15 protein-coding genes and 2 pseudogenes are annotated in these 16,022 nt (G+C 66.4%); 7 read left to right on the top strand and 10 right to left on the bottom strand.

Going from position 1 to position 16,022, the window contains the following annotated elements; all coding sequences use genetic code 11:
- Positions 1-263: 263 nt before the first annotated feature.
- From FB600_RS34625 to FB600_RS34590, 8 genes are all read right to left on the bottom strand, one after another.
- A protein-coding gene (locus tag FB600_RS34625; RefSeq protein WP_145758117.1) for an IS5 family transposase occupies positions 264-1,081 on the bottom strand; the annotation gives its coding sequence in 2 pieces (ribosomal slippage) (positions 264-733 and positions 733-1,081; 819 coding nt in all).
- A 117-nt stretch (positions 1,082-1,198) separates the two neighbouring features.
- Positions 1,199-2,269 carry a helix-turn-helix domain-containing protein gene (locus FB600_RS34620; protein ID WP_145758116.1) on the bottom strand — a complete coding sequence of 357 codons (1,071 nt, stop codon included), beginning with the start codon at positions 2,267-2,269 and terminating at the stop codon, positions 1,199-1,201.
- Positions 2,270-2,567: 298 nt separating this feature from the next.
- Complete coding sequence (locus FB600_RS34615; protein ID WP_261383538.1) at positions 2,568-4,193, bottom strand: MDR family MFS transporter; 1,626 nt, start codon at positions 4,191-4,193, stop codon at positions 2,568-2,570.
- A gap of 49 nt (positions 4,194-4,242) precedes the next feature.
- Positions 4,243-5,376 carry a molybdopterin-synthase adenylyltransferase MoeB gene (gene moeB, locus FB600_RS34610; protein ID WP_145758115.1) on the bottom strand — a complete coding sequence of 378 codons (1,134 nt, stop codon included), beginning with the start codon at positions 5,374-5,376 and terminating at the stop codon, positions 4,243-4,245.
- Between the two features lie 108 nt (positions 5,377-5,484).
- Positions 5,485-6,543, bottom strand: coding sequence for an alpha/beta hydrolase family esterase (locus tag FB600_RS34605; RefSeq protein WP_261383537.1), 1,059 nt, complete (start codon positions 6,541-6,543; stop codon positions 5,485-5,487).
- 23 nt (positions 6,544-6,566) lie between these two features.
- The gene (locus tag FB600_RS34600; RefSeq protein ID WP_409995268.1) at positions 6,567-7,346 is read right to left on the bottom strand and encodes a redoxin domain-containing protein; all 780 of its coding nucleotides are present in this window, start codon (positions 7,344-7,346) and stop codon (positions 6,567-6,569) included.
- A gap of 106 nt (positions 7,347-7,452) precedes the next feature.
- Positions 7,453-8,925, bottom strand: coding sequence for a coproporphyrinogen-III oxidase family protein (locus FB600_RS34595; protein WP_145758113.1), 1,473 nt, complete (start codon positions 8,923-8,925; stop codon positions 7,453-7,455).
- 61 nt (positions 8,926-8,986) lie between these two features.
- Positions 8,987-9,589 carry a peroxiredoxin gene (locus FB600_RS34590; RefSeq protein WP_145758112.1) on the bottom strand — a complete coding sequence of 201 codons (603 nt, stop codon included), beginning with the start codon at positions 9,587-9,589 and terminating at the stop codon, positions 8,987-8,989.
- Positions 9,590-10,255: 666 nt separating this feature from the next.
- Here FB600_RS34590 and FB600_RS34585 point away from each other — a divergent pair.
- Genes FB600_RS34585 through FB600_RS34555 form a run of 7 tightly spaced genes read left to right on the top strand, consistent with a single transcriptional unit; the run spans position 10,256 to position 15,121 of the window.
- Positions 10,256-11,029 carry a class I SAM-dependent methyltransferase gene (locus tag FB600_RS34585; protein ID WP_261383535.1) on the top strand — a complete coding sequence of 258 codons (774 nt, stop codon included), beginning with the start codon at positions 10,256-10,258 and terminating at the stop codon, positions 11,027-11,029.
- Positions 11,030-11,061: 32 nt separating this feature from the next.
- Positions 11,062-11,394, top strand: coding sequence for a hypothetical protein (locus FB600_RS34580; RefSeq protein WP_261383534.1), 333 nt, complete (start codon positions 11,062-11,064; stop codon positions 11,392-11,394).
- A complete protein-coding gene (locus FB600_RS34575) occupies positions 11,384-11,875 on the top strand; it encodes an SAM-dependent methyltransferase (RefSeq protein WP_261383533.1) in 492 nt (163 codons plus the stop codon). The genes FB600_RS34580 and FB600_RS34575 overlap by 11 nt, the downstream gene beginning before the upstream one ends.
- A 36-nt stretch (positions 11,876-11,911) precedes the next feature.
- Complete coding sequence (locus tag FB600_RS34570) at positions 11,912-12,739, top strand: metal-dependent hydrolase (RefSeq protein WP_145758110.1); 828 nt, start codon at positions 11,912-11,914, stop codon at positions 12,737-12,739.
- A gap of 40 nt (positions 12,740-12,779) precedes the next feature.
- Positions 12,780-13,046 (top strand): MoaD/ThiS family protein, encoded by a 267-nt coding sequence (locus FB600_RS34565; protein ID WP_145758109.1) that lies wholly within the window; start codon positions 12,780-12,782, stop codon positions 13,044-13,046.
- 5 nt (positions 13,047-13,051) lie between these two features.
- Entirely contained in the window at positions 13,052-14,287 is a 1,236-nt protein-coding gene (locus tag FB600_RS34560) for an acyl-CoA dehydrogenase family protein (RefSeq protein WP_145758108.1), read from the top strand.
- A gap of 6 nt (positions 14,288-14,293) precedes the next feature.
- On the top strand, positions 14,294-15,121 hold the full coding sequence (locus FB600_RS34555) for a hypothetical protein (RefSeq protein ID WP_145758107.1): 828 nt from the start codon (positions 14,294-14,296) through the stop codon (positions 15,119-15,121).
- A gap of 195 nt (positions 15,122-15,316) precedes the next feature.
- Here the strand turns inward: FB600_RS34555 and FB600_RS34550 are convergent.
- Positions 15,317-15,740 (bottom strand): annotated as a pseudogene (locus FB600_RS34550) (DDE-type integrase/transposase/recombinase); the annotation flags it as partial.
- Positions 15,741-15,742: 2 nt separating this feature from the next.
- Positions 15,743-15,934 (bottom strand): annotated as a pseudogene (locus tag FB600_RS34545) (transposase); the annotation flags it as partial.
- Positions 15,935-16,022: the final 88 nt, after the last annotated feature.

Here is a 16,022-nt window from a genome sequence, read left to right as displayed (position 1 = left end):
CGCGCTTGGCGCTGCGCGTAATGCTCAGCGCTCGGTACATATGCCACGCAAACAGAAAACTCGCATTTTACATAAGAGAATTTACCGCACGATCGTTCGTTTTGGCTGGCATTGAGCTGACGACAATCGAACCACTCCTAGAGAAGCCGGCAGTCGTCGTATGATCCCGACCAACAGCGAGCTCTCGCCGTTGGCCATTTGCGGCCACAACCGGCCGTTCGACTGCCCGTTGACTATCCGGGATAGTCTCCTAAGAGACGGTTTCATAAAGGCCGCTGAGTCCGCTGCAAAATGTTCCAGCAGATCATGGAGCAACCGAGTTTGAGGAACGCTTCATGAATGTCGGCACGCCGTTCGAATCGGATAGGGAGACGTCGAAAGTGGTGCATCCAGGCATGCGTGCGCTCCACGACCCATCGAACCTTCCCAAGCCCGCTGCCGTGTGGTTGTCCGCGTCGAGCAATGCTGGTGGGAATGCCTCGCTCGTGCAGGATGCGCCGGTACTTGTCGTGATCGTAGCCTCGATCCGCATAGACGCGTTTGGGCCTGCTCAGTGGCCGACCGCGAACGCCTTTGATCGGCGCGATCGCCTCGATCAGGGGGATCAGTTGCGTGACGTCATTGCGGTTGGCTCCGGTCAAGATTGCCGCGATCGGTGTGCCGTTGGCGTCGGTGGCGAGGTGGTGTTTGGAACCGGGTCGCGCTCGATCGGTGGGGTTCGGGCCAGTTTTTCGCCCGCCCCAACCGCTCGAATCGACGAGGAGTCGACGACCACACGTAAGAAGTCAATCTGGTTTGCCGCGCGTAGTTTGGTCAGCAGCAACGCGTGCAATGCGTCCCACACGCCAGCCTCTTGCCAGTCCCGCAGCCGACGCCAGCAACTCACGCCCGAGCCACATCCCATTTCCGCAGGAAGATCGCGCCAGCGAATGCCGGTCTTCAGCACGAACAGAATGCCCGTCAGCGCCGCACGATTCGGCACGGGCTTGCGACCCGGGTACTTGAACCGACGGGGCTTGGCAGGTGGTAGAAGTGGCTCGATTAGTTTCCACAACTCGTCGTCAATGATCGGCTTGCCCATCTCCCTGATCCGGTTGTCACGACGGCTCAGGTTAACAGGTCGAGAGAAAAGTTAACAGTAGCTACGCGTCTTTTTGAAACCGTCTCTTAAGCAACAACCCGCGCCGCGCCCCCCAACTCAAAACACCTGAGTCGGAAAGTGATGCCACGCGTCCACGCCCGCCCTCGTCTCGCGAGCCGAGGCACCCACCGCACCCGCCGTCGCCGGCCGCGCATCAACGGCCGCGTGCCGCCGCACGTCCGACGGCGCGCAATCGAAATAACGCTTGAATAGCTTGGCGAACGAGGAGTTGTAGCAAAACCCGTAACGGTTCGCCAACTCCGAGATGCGGATCCGCGATTCGGTCGAATGCCTGAGGATGTAGTGGATCTTGCGCAGCCGCAGCAGCTTGATGTACTCCGCCACGCCATGCTTCTCGGTGGAGAACAGCCGGTACAGCGCCGCGCGCGACAGCCCGATGTCGTGGCAGATCGTCTCGACACATAGCTTCGGCGATTCCAGCTGCGCATTGATATGGGCCTTCACCTTCTTGATCAACTCCTTCTCCAGGCTCGACCGCACCGGCTCGATGTGATCGCGGGTGGGGGCGGCGGCGGCAAGCAGCATGTTCAGCGTGACCTCGCCGATCGCCTTCGACTCGGCTTTCGAGATGGTGTCGATGTGCTCCGCGAGACCGAGGATGTACTGCGAGGCGAGCAGGGCCGTCAGCCCGGAGAACACGTTGCCGTGCCGTGACGACAGGTCGATCGGGATCAGGTCGCGCTGCACCATCAGGATCACCACGTCGCCGGACTGGATGTCGATGCAGAGCGGCTGCGCGAGATCGGCGAAGAACAGCTGGCGCGCGCCCACCGGCACCACGCCGGCCTCGGACTTGGATTGCCAAGTGTGATGGTGCGACGAACGGAAGAAGTAGTGATCGAATCCGTCGAACTTGATTCGTTGCGGCGTGCGCACCGCGTCGTAAGTGATGGGGTCATCGACGATCTTGGTGGTGTAGCGCAGCGTGCCGAGCATCAGGTCGCCGACCTGCGTGCCACGGAAGACGCCGTCCAGATCGGCCGACGCGCCAATGCCGGCGCGGCACAGCCTGAGGTAGGCCATCGCGCTGCGGTTCGGCGATGCATCGAGCGGTTCTTGCGCCATGAATTTTCGGGTCGAGAAGCTGAACGTTTCGATGTTATCCATGGGGTTCTCCAGCACTGGGATGTGTGCTTGAAATAATCATGTCGATCTATTTTTATCGGGAGGACGTGACGGCGCGTCGAGGAGTGCGGCTGGCCGCGATGGCGGTGCTCATGGCACGCGATCGCGATGACGGCGCGAGGTGCGACGGGGCGCCGGCCTGGCGGAGACGCCCGGCCGGCCCGGCGCGCAGATTGACATGCGTGTCGGCACGTGCATCGCGGCGGCGCGGCCGGGCACGCCCGGCTTCGTGCCGCCGCGTCTGTCGATCGGACCGCCGGGCCGGCCGGATCGCGGCCGCTCACTCATGCGTGGGCGGCCCGCGCCGCGTGGGCGCTGCGTCGGTCCGGTCCACCAGTGGCAGCTCGGGCAGCCGCGTCAGCACGAGAAGGGCGAGCACGAGGAGCGCCGAGCCGACGGCGAAAGTCTCGGCGATCGCGCCTCGGTAGGCCTGCGCGCGCAGCGCGGTGGCTTGCTCGAGCAAGGCCGGCAGCGCGTGGCCGGCCACGGCGGCGTGCATCGCGACATCGGTGGCCGGCAGCTGGCTCGCGATGATGGCGCTCGACCCGGCGATCCCGACCAGCCCGCCCAGCGAACGGAAGAAGGTCAGCATCGCGGTGCCCACGCCGCGTTGTCCCGCCGGCAGCGCATTCTGAACGGCGACCGTCATGTTCGGCATCACGAAGCCCAGGCCGATGCCGAGCATGAACACGCAGGGCACGATGACCACGTTGCCGCATCCCGTGGCGACCGCCCAGGCGAGCCACGCGAACGCCACGGCGGCGGTCGACAGGCCGGCGATCTGCGAGGGCTTGTAGCGGCCCACGCGCGACAGGATCCGACCGCTCACCATCGAGGCGATCACCGCGCCCAGCATCAGCGGCACCATCAGCAGGCCGGCCTGCGTCGCGCCCGCGCCGGTGACGATCTGCGCGAACATCGGCAGGAACAGCGTGGCGCCGAACAGGCCCATGAAGGTCAGCGACATCACGATGCACGCGATGTCGAAGACGCGGTTGTCGAACAGGCCGAGCGGCAGGATCGGCGCCTCGGTGCGGCGCAGATGCCACCGCAGGACCAGGCACAGCACCACGCCGACGGCGCCGGTGCCGAACACCTGGGCGGAGCGCCACGGCCATGCGGAGCCGCCCAGCGACAGCACGAGCAGGAACGCGGTGACGGTCGAGGCCATCAGCAGCGCGCCCGCGTAGTCGATGCGCTGCGCCGCGCCGGAATGGCCGCCGCGCAGCCGGCGTGCGAGGTTGTAGAGCGCGGCGCCGCCGATCGGCAGGTTGATCAGGAAGATCCAGTGCCACGACAACGCGTCGGTCAGCACGCCGCCGAGCAGCGGCCCGATCACGCTGGTCGCGGCGAACACGGCGGCGATGCCGCTCTGCTTGCGCCCGCGCTGCGACGGCGGGATCAGATCGGCGATGATGGTCTGGCTCAGCGGCAGCAGCGCGCCGGCGCCGAGACCCTGCACCACGCGCGCGGCGATCAGCTGGGAAAGGCTCGTCGACAGGCCGCACAGCAGCGAGCCGATCAGGAACACCGTCACCGCCGTGCACATCACGCGCTTGCGTCCGAACTGATCGCTCAGCTTGCCGTAGAGCGGCATCGAGGTGGTGGAGGACAGCACGTAGGCGGTCACGATCCACGAGCTCTGGGCGATCTCGCCGAGCTCGGACATGATGCGCGGCAGCGCGGTGGCCACGATGCTCTGGTCGAGCGTGCCGAGGCCGATCACCACCATCAGCGCCAGATAGATCGTGCGGATCTCGCGCGGCCCCGGCACGTCGGCGGGCGCGGCCTCGCTCGCGTGGCGCCGCGTGGCCGCGCGCGGCGCATCGGCCGGTGCCGGCGTGGGGGCGGTCGAGGCGGCGGCGTTCGCGCCGGGCCTGCTGGACTGCTTGAACGTCTGTCCCATCGGAGCTCCCGTGGTTCGTGAGCGCGGCGCTCCCGGGCGCCGCGCATGATCAGTAAATCGGCATCGCCGAATCGACCGCCGCCGCCCAGGCCCGGATGCCGCCGCTCAGGCTGCGCACGCGCGCGAAGCCGGCCTGCTTGAGCAGCGCGGCGGCGGTGCTGCTGCGCTTGCCCGCGAGGCAGTAGACGATCACCTCCGCGCCGCGGTCCACCTCGTGCAGGCGCTCGCCCAGCAGGCCCATCGGAATGTGTTGCGCGCCCTCGATCCGGCAGATCTCCCATTCGTTCGGATCCCTGACGTCCAGCAGCGTTGGCCGTGCCGACGGATCGTCGAGCAGCGCCCGCAGGGCCTCGGCATCGATCTCCGCCACCACCGGCTGCGGCAGGCCGCAGGCGGGCTGCTCGACGGCCTCGCGTCGCAACTCGCGCAGCGTCGGCCGGGTGCCGCAAGCCGGACAATCCGGATCCTTCTCCAGCCGCAACTCGTGCGAGCGCATGGCGAGCGCGTCGAACGCGAGCAGGCGGCCGATCAGCGGCTCGCCGACACCGAGGATCAGCTTGATCACCTCGGTCGCCTGAACCAGCCCGAGTAGCCCCGGCAGCACGCCGAGCACGCCGCCCTCGGCGCAATTGGGCACCTCGCCCGGGCGCGGGGCCTCGGCGAACAGACACCGGTAGCAGGGCCCGCGTCGGGCATCGAACACCGTGGCCTGCCCGTCGAAGCGGAAGATGCTGGCGTGCACGTTGGGCTTGCCGAGCAGCACGCACGCGTCGTTGATCAGGTAGCGCGTCGGGAAGTTGTCGCTGCCGTCGGCGACGATGTCGTAACCCGCGCAGATGTCCAGCGCGTTGTCGGGCGTGAGCATCGTGTCGTGCATCACGATGTCGATTTCCGGGTTCTGCGCGCGCAGCTTGTCGCGCGCGGACGCCACCTTGCTGCGCCCGATGTCGGCGGTGTGGTGAAGGATCTGCCGGTGCAGGTTGCTCAGGTCCACCACGTCGCTGTCGACGAGGCCGATGCGCCCGACTCCCGCCGCCGCCAAATAGGTGGCGAGCGGCGAGCCGAGGCCGCCGGCGCCGACACACAGCACGCTGGCCGCCTTCAGGCGATGCTGCCCTGTCATTCCGATTTCAGGCATGAGGAGGTGTCTGCTATAGCGCTTGATCTCGTCATTCGACAGCATAAGTTACTCCGTCTCGTTGGCAATGTGGGGAGTGAGAAAGCGGGGTGCCATGGATGACGGGGGCGCGCGGCGAGGCGATCGCGGGGGCGCGCGCTCCGGTCGGCGGTGCTAGCCCGACTGCGCGGTCGCCGGGGCCGGTTCCGCGAGGCGGCTCTCGGTGCTTGCCGTGGTTTCCGGATGTCCCGTGTTTTCCGGACGCGCCGTGCGTTGCGCGGCGAGCCCCTGGAAGAAGCGGACGATCTCGAGCGGCGCGTCGAGCGTGGTGCAGGTCCGGCCGAACAGGCGCGGAAACGCGTAGCGGGGCTGTGGGATGGTGTGGCCGCCGCCGTGAATCGTGAGCAGCAGGTTGTGCCCGCCCCATGCGTGGCGCGTCACGTGTGGGGCGGCACTCGCGTCGGCATCGGCGGCGCCCTGCGCCTGGCTCCGCCGGTACAACGCGCCCGCCGGGGCGAACGAGCGCGCGGTGTCCTCGGCGGACTGCACGGGCCCGAGCGAGCGCAGGCCGAATGGCGAGAGATCGCCGCCCGCGTAGGGATTGATCGGATCGGCGGTGCCGTTGACGAGTAGCATCGGCACGGCGACGTGCCGCGCCGCGAAGCGGCAGTCGGCGGCGCCCGGCCGGTTCGCGGCGATGGTGGCGAACCCGGCGATCTCGTCGGTCATCTCCAGGGCGAGGCGAAAGCACAGATGCCCGCCGTTCGAGAAACCGACGGCGAACACGCGGCCGCGATCGATCTCGTGACGCGATGCAAACCACGCGATAATTTCGCGAACGAAACCGACGTCGTCGACGTCCTGACGCGTGGCGGCATTGCGCCGACCCTTCTGGCAGGTGTTCCAGTTGCCGCCTATGCCTTGCGGATAGGCGACGGCGAAGCTGTCTGCGTCGGCCAGTTCGTCGAAGGCCTGCGCGGTCTGTTTGCGGATTTGCTCCGGCGAGCCGGAGCCGCCGTGGAAGACGATCAGCAGCGGCGAGCCGGCCGGCAGAGAGGGCGGCGTGATCGCCAGGAATTCCCGCTCGCGGGCGCCGACCCGCAAGGTTTCGCGCCGTGCCGGCACGTTGTAGGGCGGGGCTGGCGCACGGCGGCGCATCACGAACACGCGTGCGGCAGCGATCGCGAGCGCCAGGGCGACCAGGGCGAACGAGGCGACGAGGGGCGAGGGCATGGCTCGAACCGGATGTGAAAGGGTCAGTGGGGCTGCCGCGCGACGCGTTGCGTGTCGACCAGCGTCTGCGCGAGCGCCAACCAGCGCGCCGCCGACATGAAGGTCTGCCTCGTCCTGGTGGCATGCAGGCGTCGCACGTCGGCCGCCGACAGGTTGCCGTCCCGATCGAACAGGAACACGCTCTCGTGCGGCAGCAGGATGCCCCAGACGCGATGCGACAGCGACGGCGCGATGCGCACGCCCATCGCCTGAAACAACCCGCCCTCTGGGTCCGCCGCGAAGGCGAGGCGAATCCCCCTGGCGTGCCACCAGCGATCGTGGCGGCGCGCGCTCACGGCCAGCACCGCCACGCCGAGCGTGGCCAGGCGATCCGTGACCGTGGCCAGATCGGCGAGATGCAGGCGCGAGTAGGGGCACCAGCTGCCGCGATACAACACGAGCAGCAGCGGCCGGCCGGCCGCGAAGCCGGCCAGATCGACGGGATGCTCGCCGAGCCGGGCCCAGCCGCTCGCACCGTGTTCCTGCGGCGCGAACGCCGTGTCGCGGGGCGCGTGCAGGTGCGCCGGGAGTTCGACGTCGCGCTTCAGGGTCTCGTCCGACGCCTCGGTGAGCGGATACAGCGTGCGCTTCATGAAGGCGTCGATCCAGAAGGCGCGATCCATTCGGCCACCCATGCGATAGCGCAGCCACAGCACGGGCATGAACAGGAAGCGCAGGCCGATCCACAGGCCGGCGAGCGGCGTGCGCAGCGCGGCGACGAGCGGGGAATGGCGGCGGATGCGGGGCGTGTCGTGGGAGGGCATCGCGGTCATGAGCATGGCGTGTTGATAGCGGGTGGGTGGTCGCGCGCCGCCGTCGGCGGCGCGCGGTGGATCGCGCCGGGGCGCAGCCCCGGCGCGCCGACGCGCGTCAGCTCACCTTGTTGCACACCGCGGTGGCGAACGAGCCGATACGCTCGTGCAGGTAGACCGAGATGATTTCTTCGTGCAGCGCCTCGCCGTTCAGCGTGGGCAGATAGGCGCGTCCGTCGTCGGTGGACTGGATCAAGCCCTTGGCGAGCAGATCCGAGAACACGCTCTTGAACGGCTCGTCCTGCGCGAGATCCACGCCGTACTCGCGCTTGAAGCGATCGATCTCGATCGGCTGGCGGGACTTGTAGGCGAAGCCGAGCGCGGTGCCGATCGCCTGGTTGCCGGTCAGCAACCGGCCGAAGGCGAGCGGCGGCACGTCGCTCGATTCCATGTGATTCAGGTAGCCGTTGATGTCGGAGCTGTTGTGCGTCTGGATCACGCCCTGATCGTCGCCGGCGAGCCAGCCGTACGCGCCAGGGCCGAAGGCCAGCATGGTGTCGAAGCGCTGCCACTTATTGCGCGACACGCGCGGGATGTTGCCCTCGTGATACGTGCCCGGAAGGCTCCACCAGCCGCATGGGCTCGGCTGATAGCCGTACTTCATCAGGTGTTCGACCGCGCGCTCGCGCATCTCGTAGGTCTCGCCCAGGCTCGGAAACAAGCCCTGCTCGATGATCCGGTTGCGCACCTTCGGCACGTTCCAGACGGCCCGGTTGCCGATGCCCATCGATTGCCGGTCGGCGTTGCGCAGGCGATAGATCGTGATGGTCGGCACGCCGAGCTCGACCAGCGTGCGCAGATCCTCCGAGACGGTTTCCGGCGTCTGGTACGGCAGGCCGAACATCATGTCGACGTTGAACGGGAAGCCGGTGCTGCGCAGGTTTAGGATCGCCTGGCGCGACATCTCCGGCGTGTGCCCGCGGTTCGTGAAGCTGTTTACTTCCGGGGTGAACGATTGCACGCCGATGCTGAACCGGTTGAAGCCGACGTCGACCAGCGCGCGGACCTTGTCCAGGTCGCAGAAGTTGTCCGGGTTGCCCTCGATGTTGAGCTCGCATTCCGGCGTCACGCGGAAGGTGGCGCGCACGTGATCGAGCAGCCGCTTCAGATGCGCGGGGGTGAGCACGGCCGCGGTGCCGCCGCCGATGTAGAACGATTCGATCAGCGCCTGCGTCACCCACGGCACCTGCTGCGCGTACAGCGTCGATTCGCGGATCAGCGCGTCGGTCCAGCGATCGAGCTGCGCGCCGCGCGCGGTCGGCGACGCGAGCTGCTTGACGTAGTTGCAGAAGTGGCAGATGTACTCACACAGCGGGAAGTGATAGTACAGATGCGCGGGCTTGCCCTGGCCGGGATGCTGCTTGAAGCGCTCGAGCAGCGCGCCGGGTTCGAGGCGTTCACCGTAGTTCGCGGTGACGTTGATGTTGTAGTCGTCCCGCTCGATCTGCAGCTCCGGATGGCGATCGAGGAGGGCGCCCAGGTTGGGCTCGTAATCGATCGTATCCGCAAAATCACACGCTTTGACGTTCATTGAAACCTCTCAGGTGATTGTTGTCGCACGACTTCCACATGCCACGTAACAGCGTCGTTGTTTACGCGCCTCGGGGCGCGGCCAGCCGGCGAGCCCAGGCGAGTGCCTGCTCCACGTGCTCCGCCGCGCCCAGCCCCGTCAGCGTGGCGGCGATCCTGCCGTCGGCGCGGACCACGAAGGTGGTGCGCGGCACGCGATCGTGATCGTTGGGCTCGCCACGCGAGTCGGTCTTGCCGGGCGCCACCGGCTCGACCGGCAGGCCGAAGGCGCGGGCCACCTCGCCACGGGCGTCGCAGGCCACCGCGAGCCGGCCGGCGCAATACTCGGGATCACGCGAGAACGCGTGCAGGCGCTCGATGTCGTCGAGCGACACGCCGATCACCGAGGCGCCCGCCGCGGTGAACTGATCGAGCTCGCGAGCGAAGGTGTGTGCCTGGACGTTGCAGCCGCTGGTGAACGCCGACGGATAGAAATAGACGACCACCGTGCCGCGCCGCAGCCCGTCGCGCAGCGCGTAGTCGAACGGCTGGCCCGCGAGCGATGCCGGCAGGGTGAAGTCCGGGGCGAGTGCGCCGGCTGACAGCGGTTCGGGTGCTCGCGACGGCCCCGCCAGGTCGGCGGTGGCATCGTGATCACCCGACAAGCTCGTTGACTGGCTCTGCATATTTAAGAATCCGAAGTATTGAGGCGACCCGATTCGTGGTGAGCGTGCATCGGGCAGGGAGCATCTTCGTGCCGGTGACGGGCTGCCGTGAATCCGTCGGTGCGGCAAACGGCGGCCCGGACATCGTGTCGATTCGGGCTCGCGGCTTGCTGCCTCGGCGCGTCGAATCATTCATGACGCACAGACTAAGTAAAGTCCCTGTCGCGTCGTTAGCCGGCTTTGTCTCAGAAACAAGTGCATTTGTCTCATCCGATTAACTGTCCGGAAAATGGCAAATACTGGCGTCAATTTTTAAATTGATTTGATTAGCGAGGCAATTGAGATCATTTTTGCGCATGCAAGTATTTCGTAAGACTTCATAAAGAAATGATTTTTAATTCAGCGGTTGGTGATTACCCGGAATCACCGCTGGACGGCGCTCCCGGGTAATCCGGGTGAGCCGTGCCGCATGCGGTTCGGAGACATATCAACCTGTTTCTGAGACAAAACGAACTGAATGCGATCTGGTGATTTGATTTAACCTGTACACGTCGCAACACTCCGAAAAACATTCCGGATAATCCGGATTCGCCCCGCCGGGCGGCGTTTGCCTCGGACCTGGATTGAATTGGCCGGCATCGCGCCATATTCAGTTTTCATTCTGTTCAGATCAAGGGAGCCGGACTCATGGCGTTGATGAATGCGAGCGCGCGATTCGATGCGATTGCCGATAACTATGCGAAAAGCGAGGTGCACGAAACCAGCCCGTCGCTCACCATGCTGCGCGAGCTCAGCGACGGTCGGTCCGACCTCGAGATCTGCGACGTCGCCTGCGCCGCCGGCCACGCCGCGTTCGCGTTCCTGGGGCGGGCGAAGGCGATGGTCGGAGTGGATCCGTCGCCTAACATGCTGCGCAATTTCGTTTCGCTCGGCACGGCGAAGCAGGCGCCGGTGGAAGCCATCGAAGCCTATGCGGAATCGATGCCGCTGCCCGACGGCCGGTTCGACTTCGTGGTCTGCCGGCTGGCCGCGCATCATTTCCACGACATCGGCCGCGCGCTCGCGGAATTTCGCCGTGTCGTGCGGCCCGGCGGCAGCGTCGTGGTCATCGACTTGCACGGCGACGACGACCCCGAGCGCGACGGCGTGAATCACCAACTGGAAGTGCTGCACGATCCGACGCATATTCGCAGCTACACCATCGCGCGCTGGCGCGAGCTGATCGAGCACGCCGGCATGCGCATCACACGGCTGGAGCGCGACCTCACCGAGCGTCCGGGCGGCGTCGCGCTGGCGCGCTGGTGCGATATCGCGAATTCGGGCGACGCGGCCCACGCCGCGATGATCACGCTGCTCGATCACACGCCGGTACCGACGCTCGCCGCGATCGGCGTGCGTCGCGACGACAAGGGCTACATCGTGCCGGTGCGGACCTGCTTCATCCAGGCTCAGGTCCACTAACGTTCGCCAGGCCGATCATGCCCGTCATTCATGTGCTGCACCGCCATACCCCCGACGACGCGAACGCGATCCTGCGGCGCGTGTGCGAAACGGTGTCCGCCGCCGCCGATATCCCACCCGACAAGGTGTGGGTATTCTGGCATCCGCTCGAGCCGGCCCTGACCTGGCGCGCGGACTGGAACGACGATCCCCGCGCCGGGCCGATCGTGCGTATCTTCTGCCGCCGCAGCCACGCCGCGGAGCGCGTGCAGCGCATCGTCGCCACGGTGCGCGAGAGCCTGGGCGCCGCGCTGGCCTGCGCGGTCACGAGCATATTCGTTCAAGTCATTCGAGTCGAAGACGAGGAGGTGTTCAATGTCAGTTAAGTCAGTCGTCATGGTGCCGATCGGCACGGTCGCATCGCCGCGCGTCGAGTTGATCGACGATCACTGGGGCGCGATCGAATCGACCATCACGATCGACTCGCCCGAGTTGGGAGACGATGCGTTGCTGGGGCTCGACACGTTCAGCCATATCGAGGTGATCTATCACCTGCATCGCGTGCCAGCGGAGGAAATCGAACGCGGCGCGCGCCACCCGCGCGGTCGCGAGGACTGGCCGAAGGTCGGGATTCTCGCGCAACGCTCGAAGGGGCGCCCGAACCTGATCGGCGTATCGCGCTGCCAGGTGCTGTCGGTGAGCGGGCGCACCCTCCGCGTACGCGGGCTCGACGCCGTGGACGGCACGCCGGTGCTCGACATCAAGCCGTATCTCGAGGATTTCGGGCCGCGCGGCACGGTCAGCCAGCCGGCCTGGAGCCGCGAAGTCATGAAGGACTACTACACCACCCTGAAACCCGTCGAGTGAGGAAGCCGAAGGCGGTCGTGCCGCCCGACGTTCGCTATGCGCCCACAACCCGATAGACCCATCCCGGTGCGCCGGGTACGACCGCGATTCGACGTCGTCGGCGGCCGCCTGTGGTTCGGCGGAGATCGCTTCCGCACGGCCTTGTTCAACGCCTACACGATGCTGCTGTGCGACGAGTTCGAGTTCGTCGCCATCGTGCGGGCCTATCTGCCGACGGTGCGCGACGAGGCGCTGCGCCGGCAACTGAAGGCGTGGCTGGCGCAGGAATCATCGCACGGCGTTCAGCATCGGCGCGCGTGGGATTATCTCGACCGGGCCGGCTACCGGTTTCGCGCATACCACAAGATCGAGAACCTGCTGATCTTCCGTTTCCTGTTCCGGTTGCTCGGCCGGAAGGCGCGTATCGCACTGATCGCCGCGCTGGAGCACTTCAACACGCTGATGGGCGAGATGTGCCTGCGTCGGCCGGATTATTTCGCGCGGGTGGACCACGAGTTGGGCCTGCTGCTCAGCTGGCATTTCGCGGAGGAGATCGAGCACCGCGCCGTGATCCACGATACCGCGCAGGCGGTGGGCGTCGGCTACCTGACCCGCATCGTCACCGGCGCGATGGCGTTCGCGCTCTATGCCGGCGTGCTGCTGGCCACCACCTTCTGGTTCGCCGCGCAGTCGTCCGACCTGTTGCGGCCGTCCACCTACGTGCAGATGTTCCGCTTCATGTTCGTCGACGAGCGTTTCGTCCAGTTCGTGCTCGCCTATGCCCGCGACTATCTATCGCCGCGCTTCCATCCGCTCTCGCGCGACACCGATCACTTCGCCGAGGCCGTGCTGAGGGGCCTCGCGACGGTGCGGTCCGCGGCTTAGGCCATGTCTTGCCTGATTGATCCCATCTGGAGAACCGGTCATGAATGTCATATTGTCAGGTGTCCTACAGAAATATGCCTTGTATCAGCGCGAGCATTCGCTGGCGGCCGAAACGATTCAGGAAGCCATCGCCCAGCTGGTCGGCCGCTTTCCCGCCATGAGCAGCGTGTTGCTGGATCAGGCCGGCCAGCCGCGCAAGGTGCATCGGCTGTTCCTCAACGGCCAGCAGATCGCGCCCGAGCAGGTGGGCCAGTGCGTGGGGCAGGGCGACCGCCTTGAGATCCTGACCGCGATTGCCGGAGGGTGACCCGCATGCTCGCTACTGAATTGGACCTGTCCGAGTCGCGGCATGCCGCGCCCCGTCGCGCGGGCGCCCCCGTCGCGCTCGCGCCGCCCGACGACGCGTCTCGCGAGGCGACCGGCCGCTGGATGGACCAGCACGCCGGCGATCTGCTGGAAAGCGTCTCGCGCGAGGCGGCGCAGCTGGATCGAGACGGCGCGACCTTGCGGCGCGAGGTGATGACGGAAGCGGCCCGTTGCGGCCTGCTCGGCGCGTCGCTGCCGCGCAGCGCCGGCGGTGTCGGCCTGTCGCTGCCGGCTTGGGGGCACGCGCTCGAACGGCTGGGTTACCTGTGCGATGACGCCTCGTTCGCCCTGAACATCAGCCTGTTCCAGGCGGTGGCCAACATGATCGTCGCCAGCGGCGACGCCGAGCTGATCGAGCGCTACGTCGTGCCGGTGTGCAGCGGCGAGCGGCTGATCGCGTTCGCCTACACCGAGGATGCCGACGCGTTCAACCTGAAAAGCACGCTGCGCGAGCATCACGGCGACTATCTGGTGGACGGCGCGAAGGTCATGGTGACGGCCGGGGCGCTCGCCGACAGCTACATGACCTACGTGATGGATCAGGCCAGCGGCGACATGGCGGTGGTCATGATCGATCGGCGGATGCCCGGTGTGCAGGTGCAGCCGATTCCGACCATGGGCTTGCGCGCGAGCGGGCTGGCGGCCCTGCGCTTCGATGCCGTGCGCGTGCCCCGCTCGCACGTGCTGAGCGCCGGCAACGGCCTCGATCATCTGCAGAACTTCCTGAATCCACGTCGCGGCATCCTGTGCTGCGCGCCGATCGGGCGCATGCAGCGCATCGTGGACGAATGCGTGCGTGGCCTGTCGTCGACCATCCGGCACGGCGCGCCGCTCACCACCATGCAACTGGTGCAGGCGCGGCTCGGCCGGATGCAGATGAAGGTCCACATCTCGAAGGCGCTGATCGACCCGGCGCTGGATTGGCTAGACAAGAACGCCACCCACAATCACCTCGAGGAAATCGTGTCGGTGGCCAAGCACGAGGTGACCGAGAACGCGATCTCGGTGGCACTCGACTCGATTCGTCTGACCGGCGCGCGTGGCTACGCGCACGCGAATCAGTTCGAGCGGTATCTTCGCGACTTTTGCGGGTTGATTTCCGGCGCTGGATCGCAGGACGTGCTGGAGGTCAACATGGGCTCACTGTCGATTGCTCGTGCCGCGGGCGGCATGGCGGAGTAGAACACGATGCGTCATTCCACTTTGCAGGTCCTCAACGACACCAGCCTGTTCGATTCCCGCCAGCTTCTGCCGCGCAGCGTGCTCGCCTGCACCATGCGGGCCTGGGCGCACTGGCTGAAGGAGAACTTGCAGCCGTTTCCGAAGCTGATCCGCGAGTTCGGCTTCGGCGTGGTGGTGGTGCGCATGAACGTCCGCTACGAGCGGCCGTTCAACTTCTTCACCGCCGACGAGTTCGAGGTGGACTGCGCGATCTCGGTGCGGCAGAAGCGCCATCTGTTGCACGGCGACATGCAGTTCATGAACGGTGACGAGCGGTTCGCACACATCCAGTGCGCGATGCGGCCGCTCGCGATCGACCACGATAGCGATCTCGGCGCGATGCCGTCGCGCGTCGACGGCGCGGTGCTGGAGATGTTCCAGCCCGACGAAATCGCCAACGACGCGGTGGAGCGGCCGTTGCGCAAGACCCTTGCCGGGCTTGCCGAGGCCAGGGTAGTGGCTTTGGCCACGCGCGAGATCCGGATCTTTCGGCACGACGCCGAAGCTGCCGATCAATGGTCGTACATCGAGTTGATCGCGAATGCTTCCAGCGCCCGCGAGGAGATGATCGTGGCGGCGGGGCCGGAGCTGCAGCAGGCGATGCAGGCCGGGCTCGCCGAGCCGCTGGTCGACCTCGAGGTGGAGATCGACCGGCCGCTGTTCCTGTTCGACGCCGCCGAGATCCACACCACCGCCTATCGCGACGCGCGCAGCCTGACCTTCGTCCACATCTACCGTTCGAACCTCGGCGGCAGCCACGAGCACGCGACGGTGGTGGAACGGTTCGCGCTCTGAGCGGCCCGTGGGCGGCGGCGGGCCGCAAGCCGTGTTATAAAGCCCGAACTTCGTCCGAAGTCGCGCCCCGACATCATCGTCATCCGTCGCGACCTCATCCACGTCCCTGCGAGTGTCGTCGGCTTGGCCGCGAGGGCTTTGTCAAGTTCAGTGCTGGAGGCTGTTCGAATTGGTAATGCGAAGGAGTCCATCTGATTATCGAGCGAAGCCTGCGTCGCTCCAGCGGTACCAGCTGGCAATGCGTTCCTTCAGACGGGCGCGGTGATCCGCAGCCCTCATGCAGTGACGAGGCAGCGCGAAGTGTTGCCGGATCGGACCGAAACGTGAAAGGAAAGCCTGGGTGCGCAGCGGATCGCGAAACCCCTGCATCTGGCGCTCACGCCGGCGCGTGGGCTGGTGACTGTTTTCTGCCCGGTTGTTCACCCTGGCACAGGCCTTCACAAACACGTGCTTCCCCCCCCAGTTCGGGCACCTCTGCCTTTGCCGCCGGGTAGCTGCGCAACTGGTAGGTGACGATCTTCCGGGGTACCGGGTTTGCGCGCATGATGCTTCTGAAGAAGCGCTTCGCGGCCGCCTTGTCGCGGCGCCTCTGCAGCAGCACGTCCAGTTCGATCCCATGTCAATCTGGCTGTTCTCGATACGACCAGCGGTGCCACTGTACTGGCGTTGAACACCGGCCGAGTGCTGCCCCTTCTTGACAAAGCCTGTCTCATCTACGATCAGCACCGCGTCGCGTTCACCCACCTGCTCAACCACATACTCCCGCAATAAATCGCGTGCGGCATGGACATCCCACTGCGCCCGCTCTAGCAGGCCGTTGAAATACCTCGACCGATTCGTCACGATATAGCCACCCTGATCCCGAGACGCGAAGACCGCATGCGAGGCGCCGACAGCTACA

The sequence above is a fragment of the Burkholderia sp. SJZ089 genome (genome assembly GCF_007828315.1).
Classification (GTDB): domain Bacteria; phylum Pseudomonadota; class Gammaproteobacteria; order Burkholderiales; family Burkholderiaceae; genus Burkholderia; species Burkholderia gladioli.
This window is presented reverse-complemented; position numbering and strand designations above follow the sequence as displayed.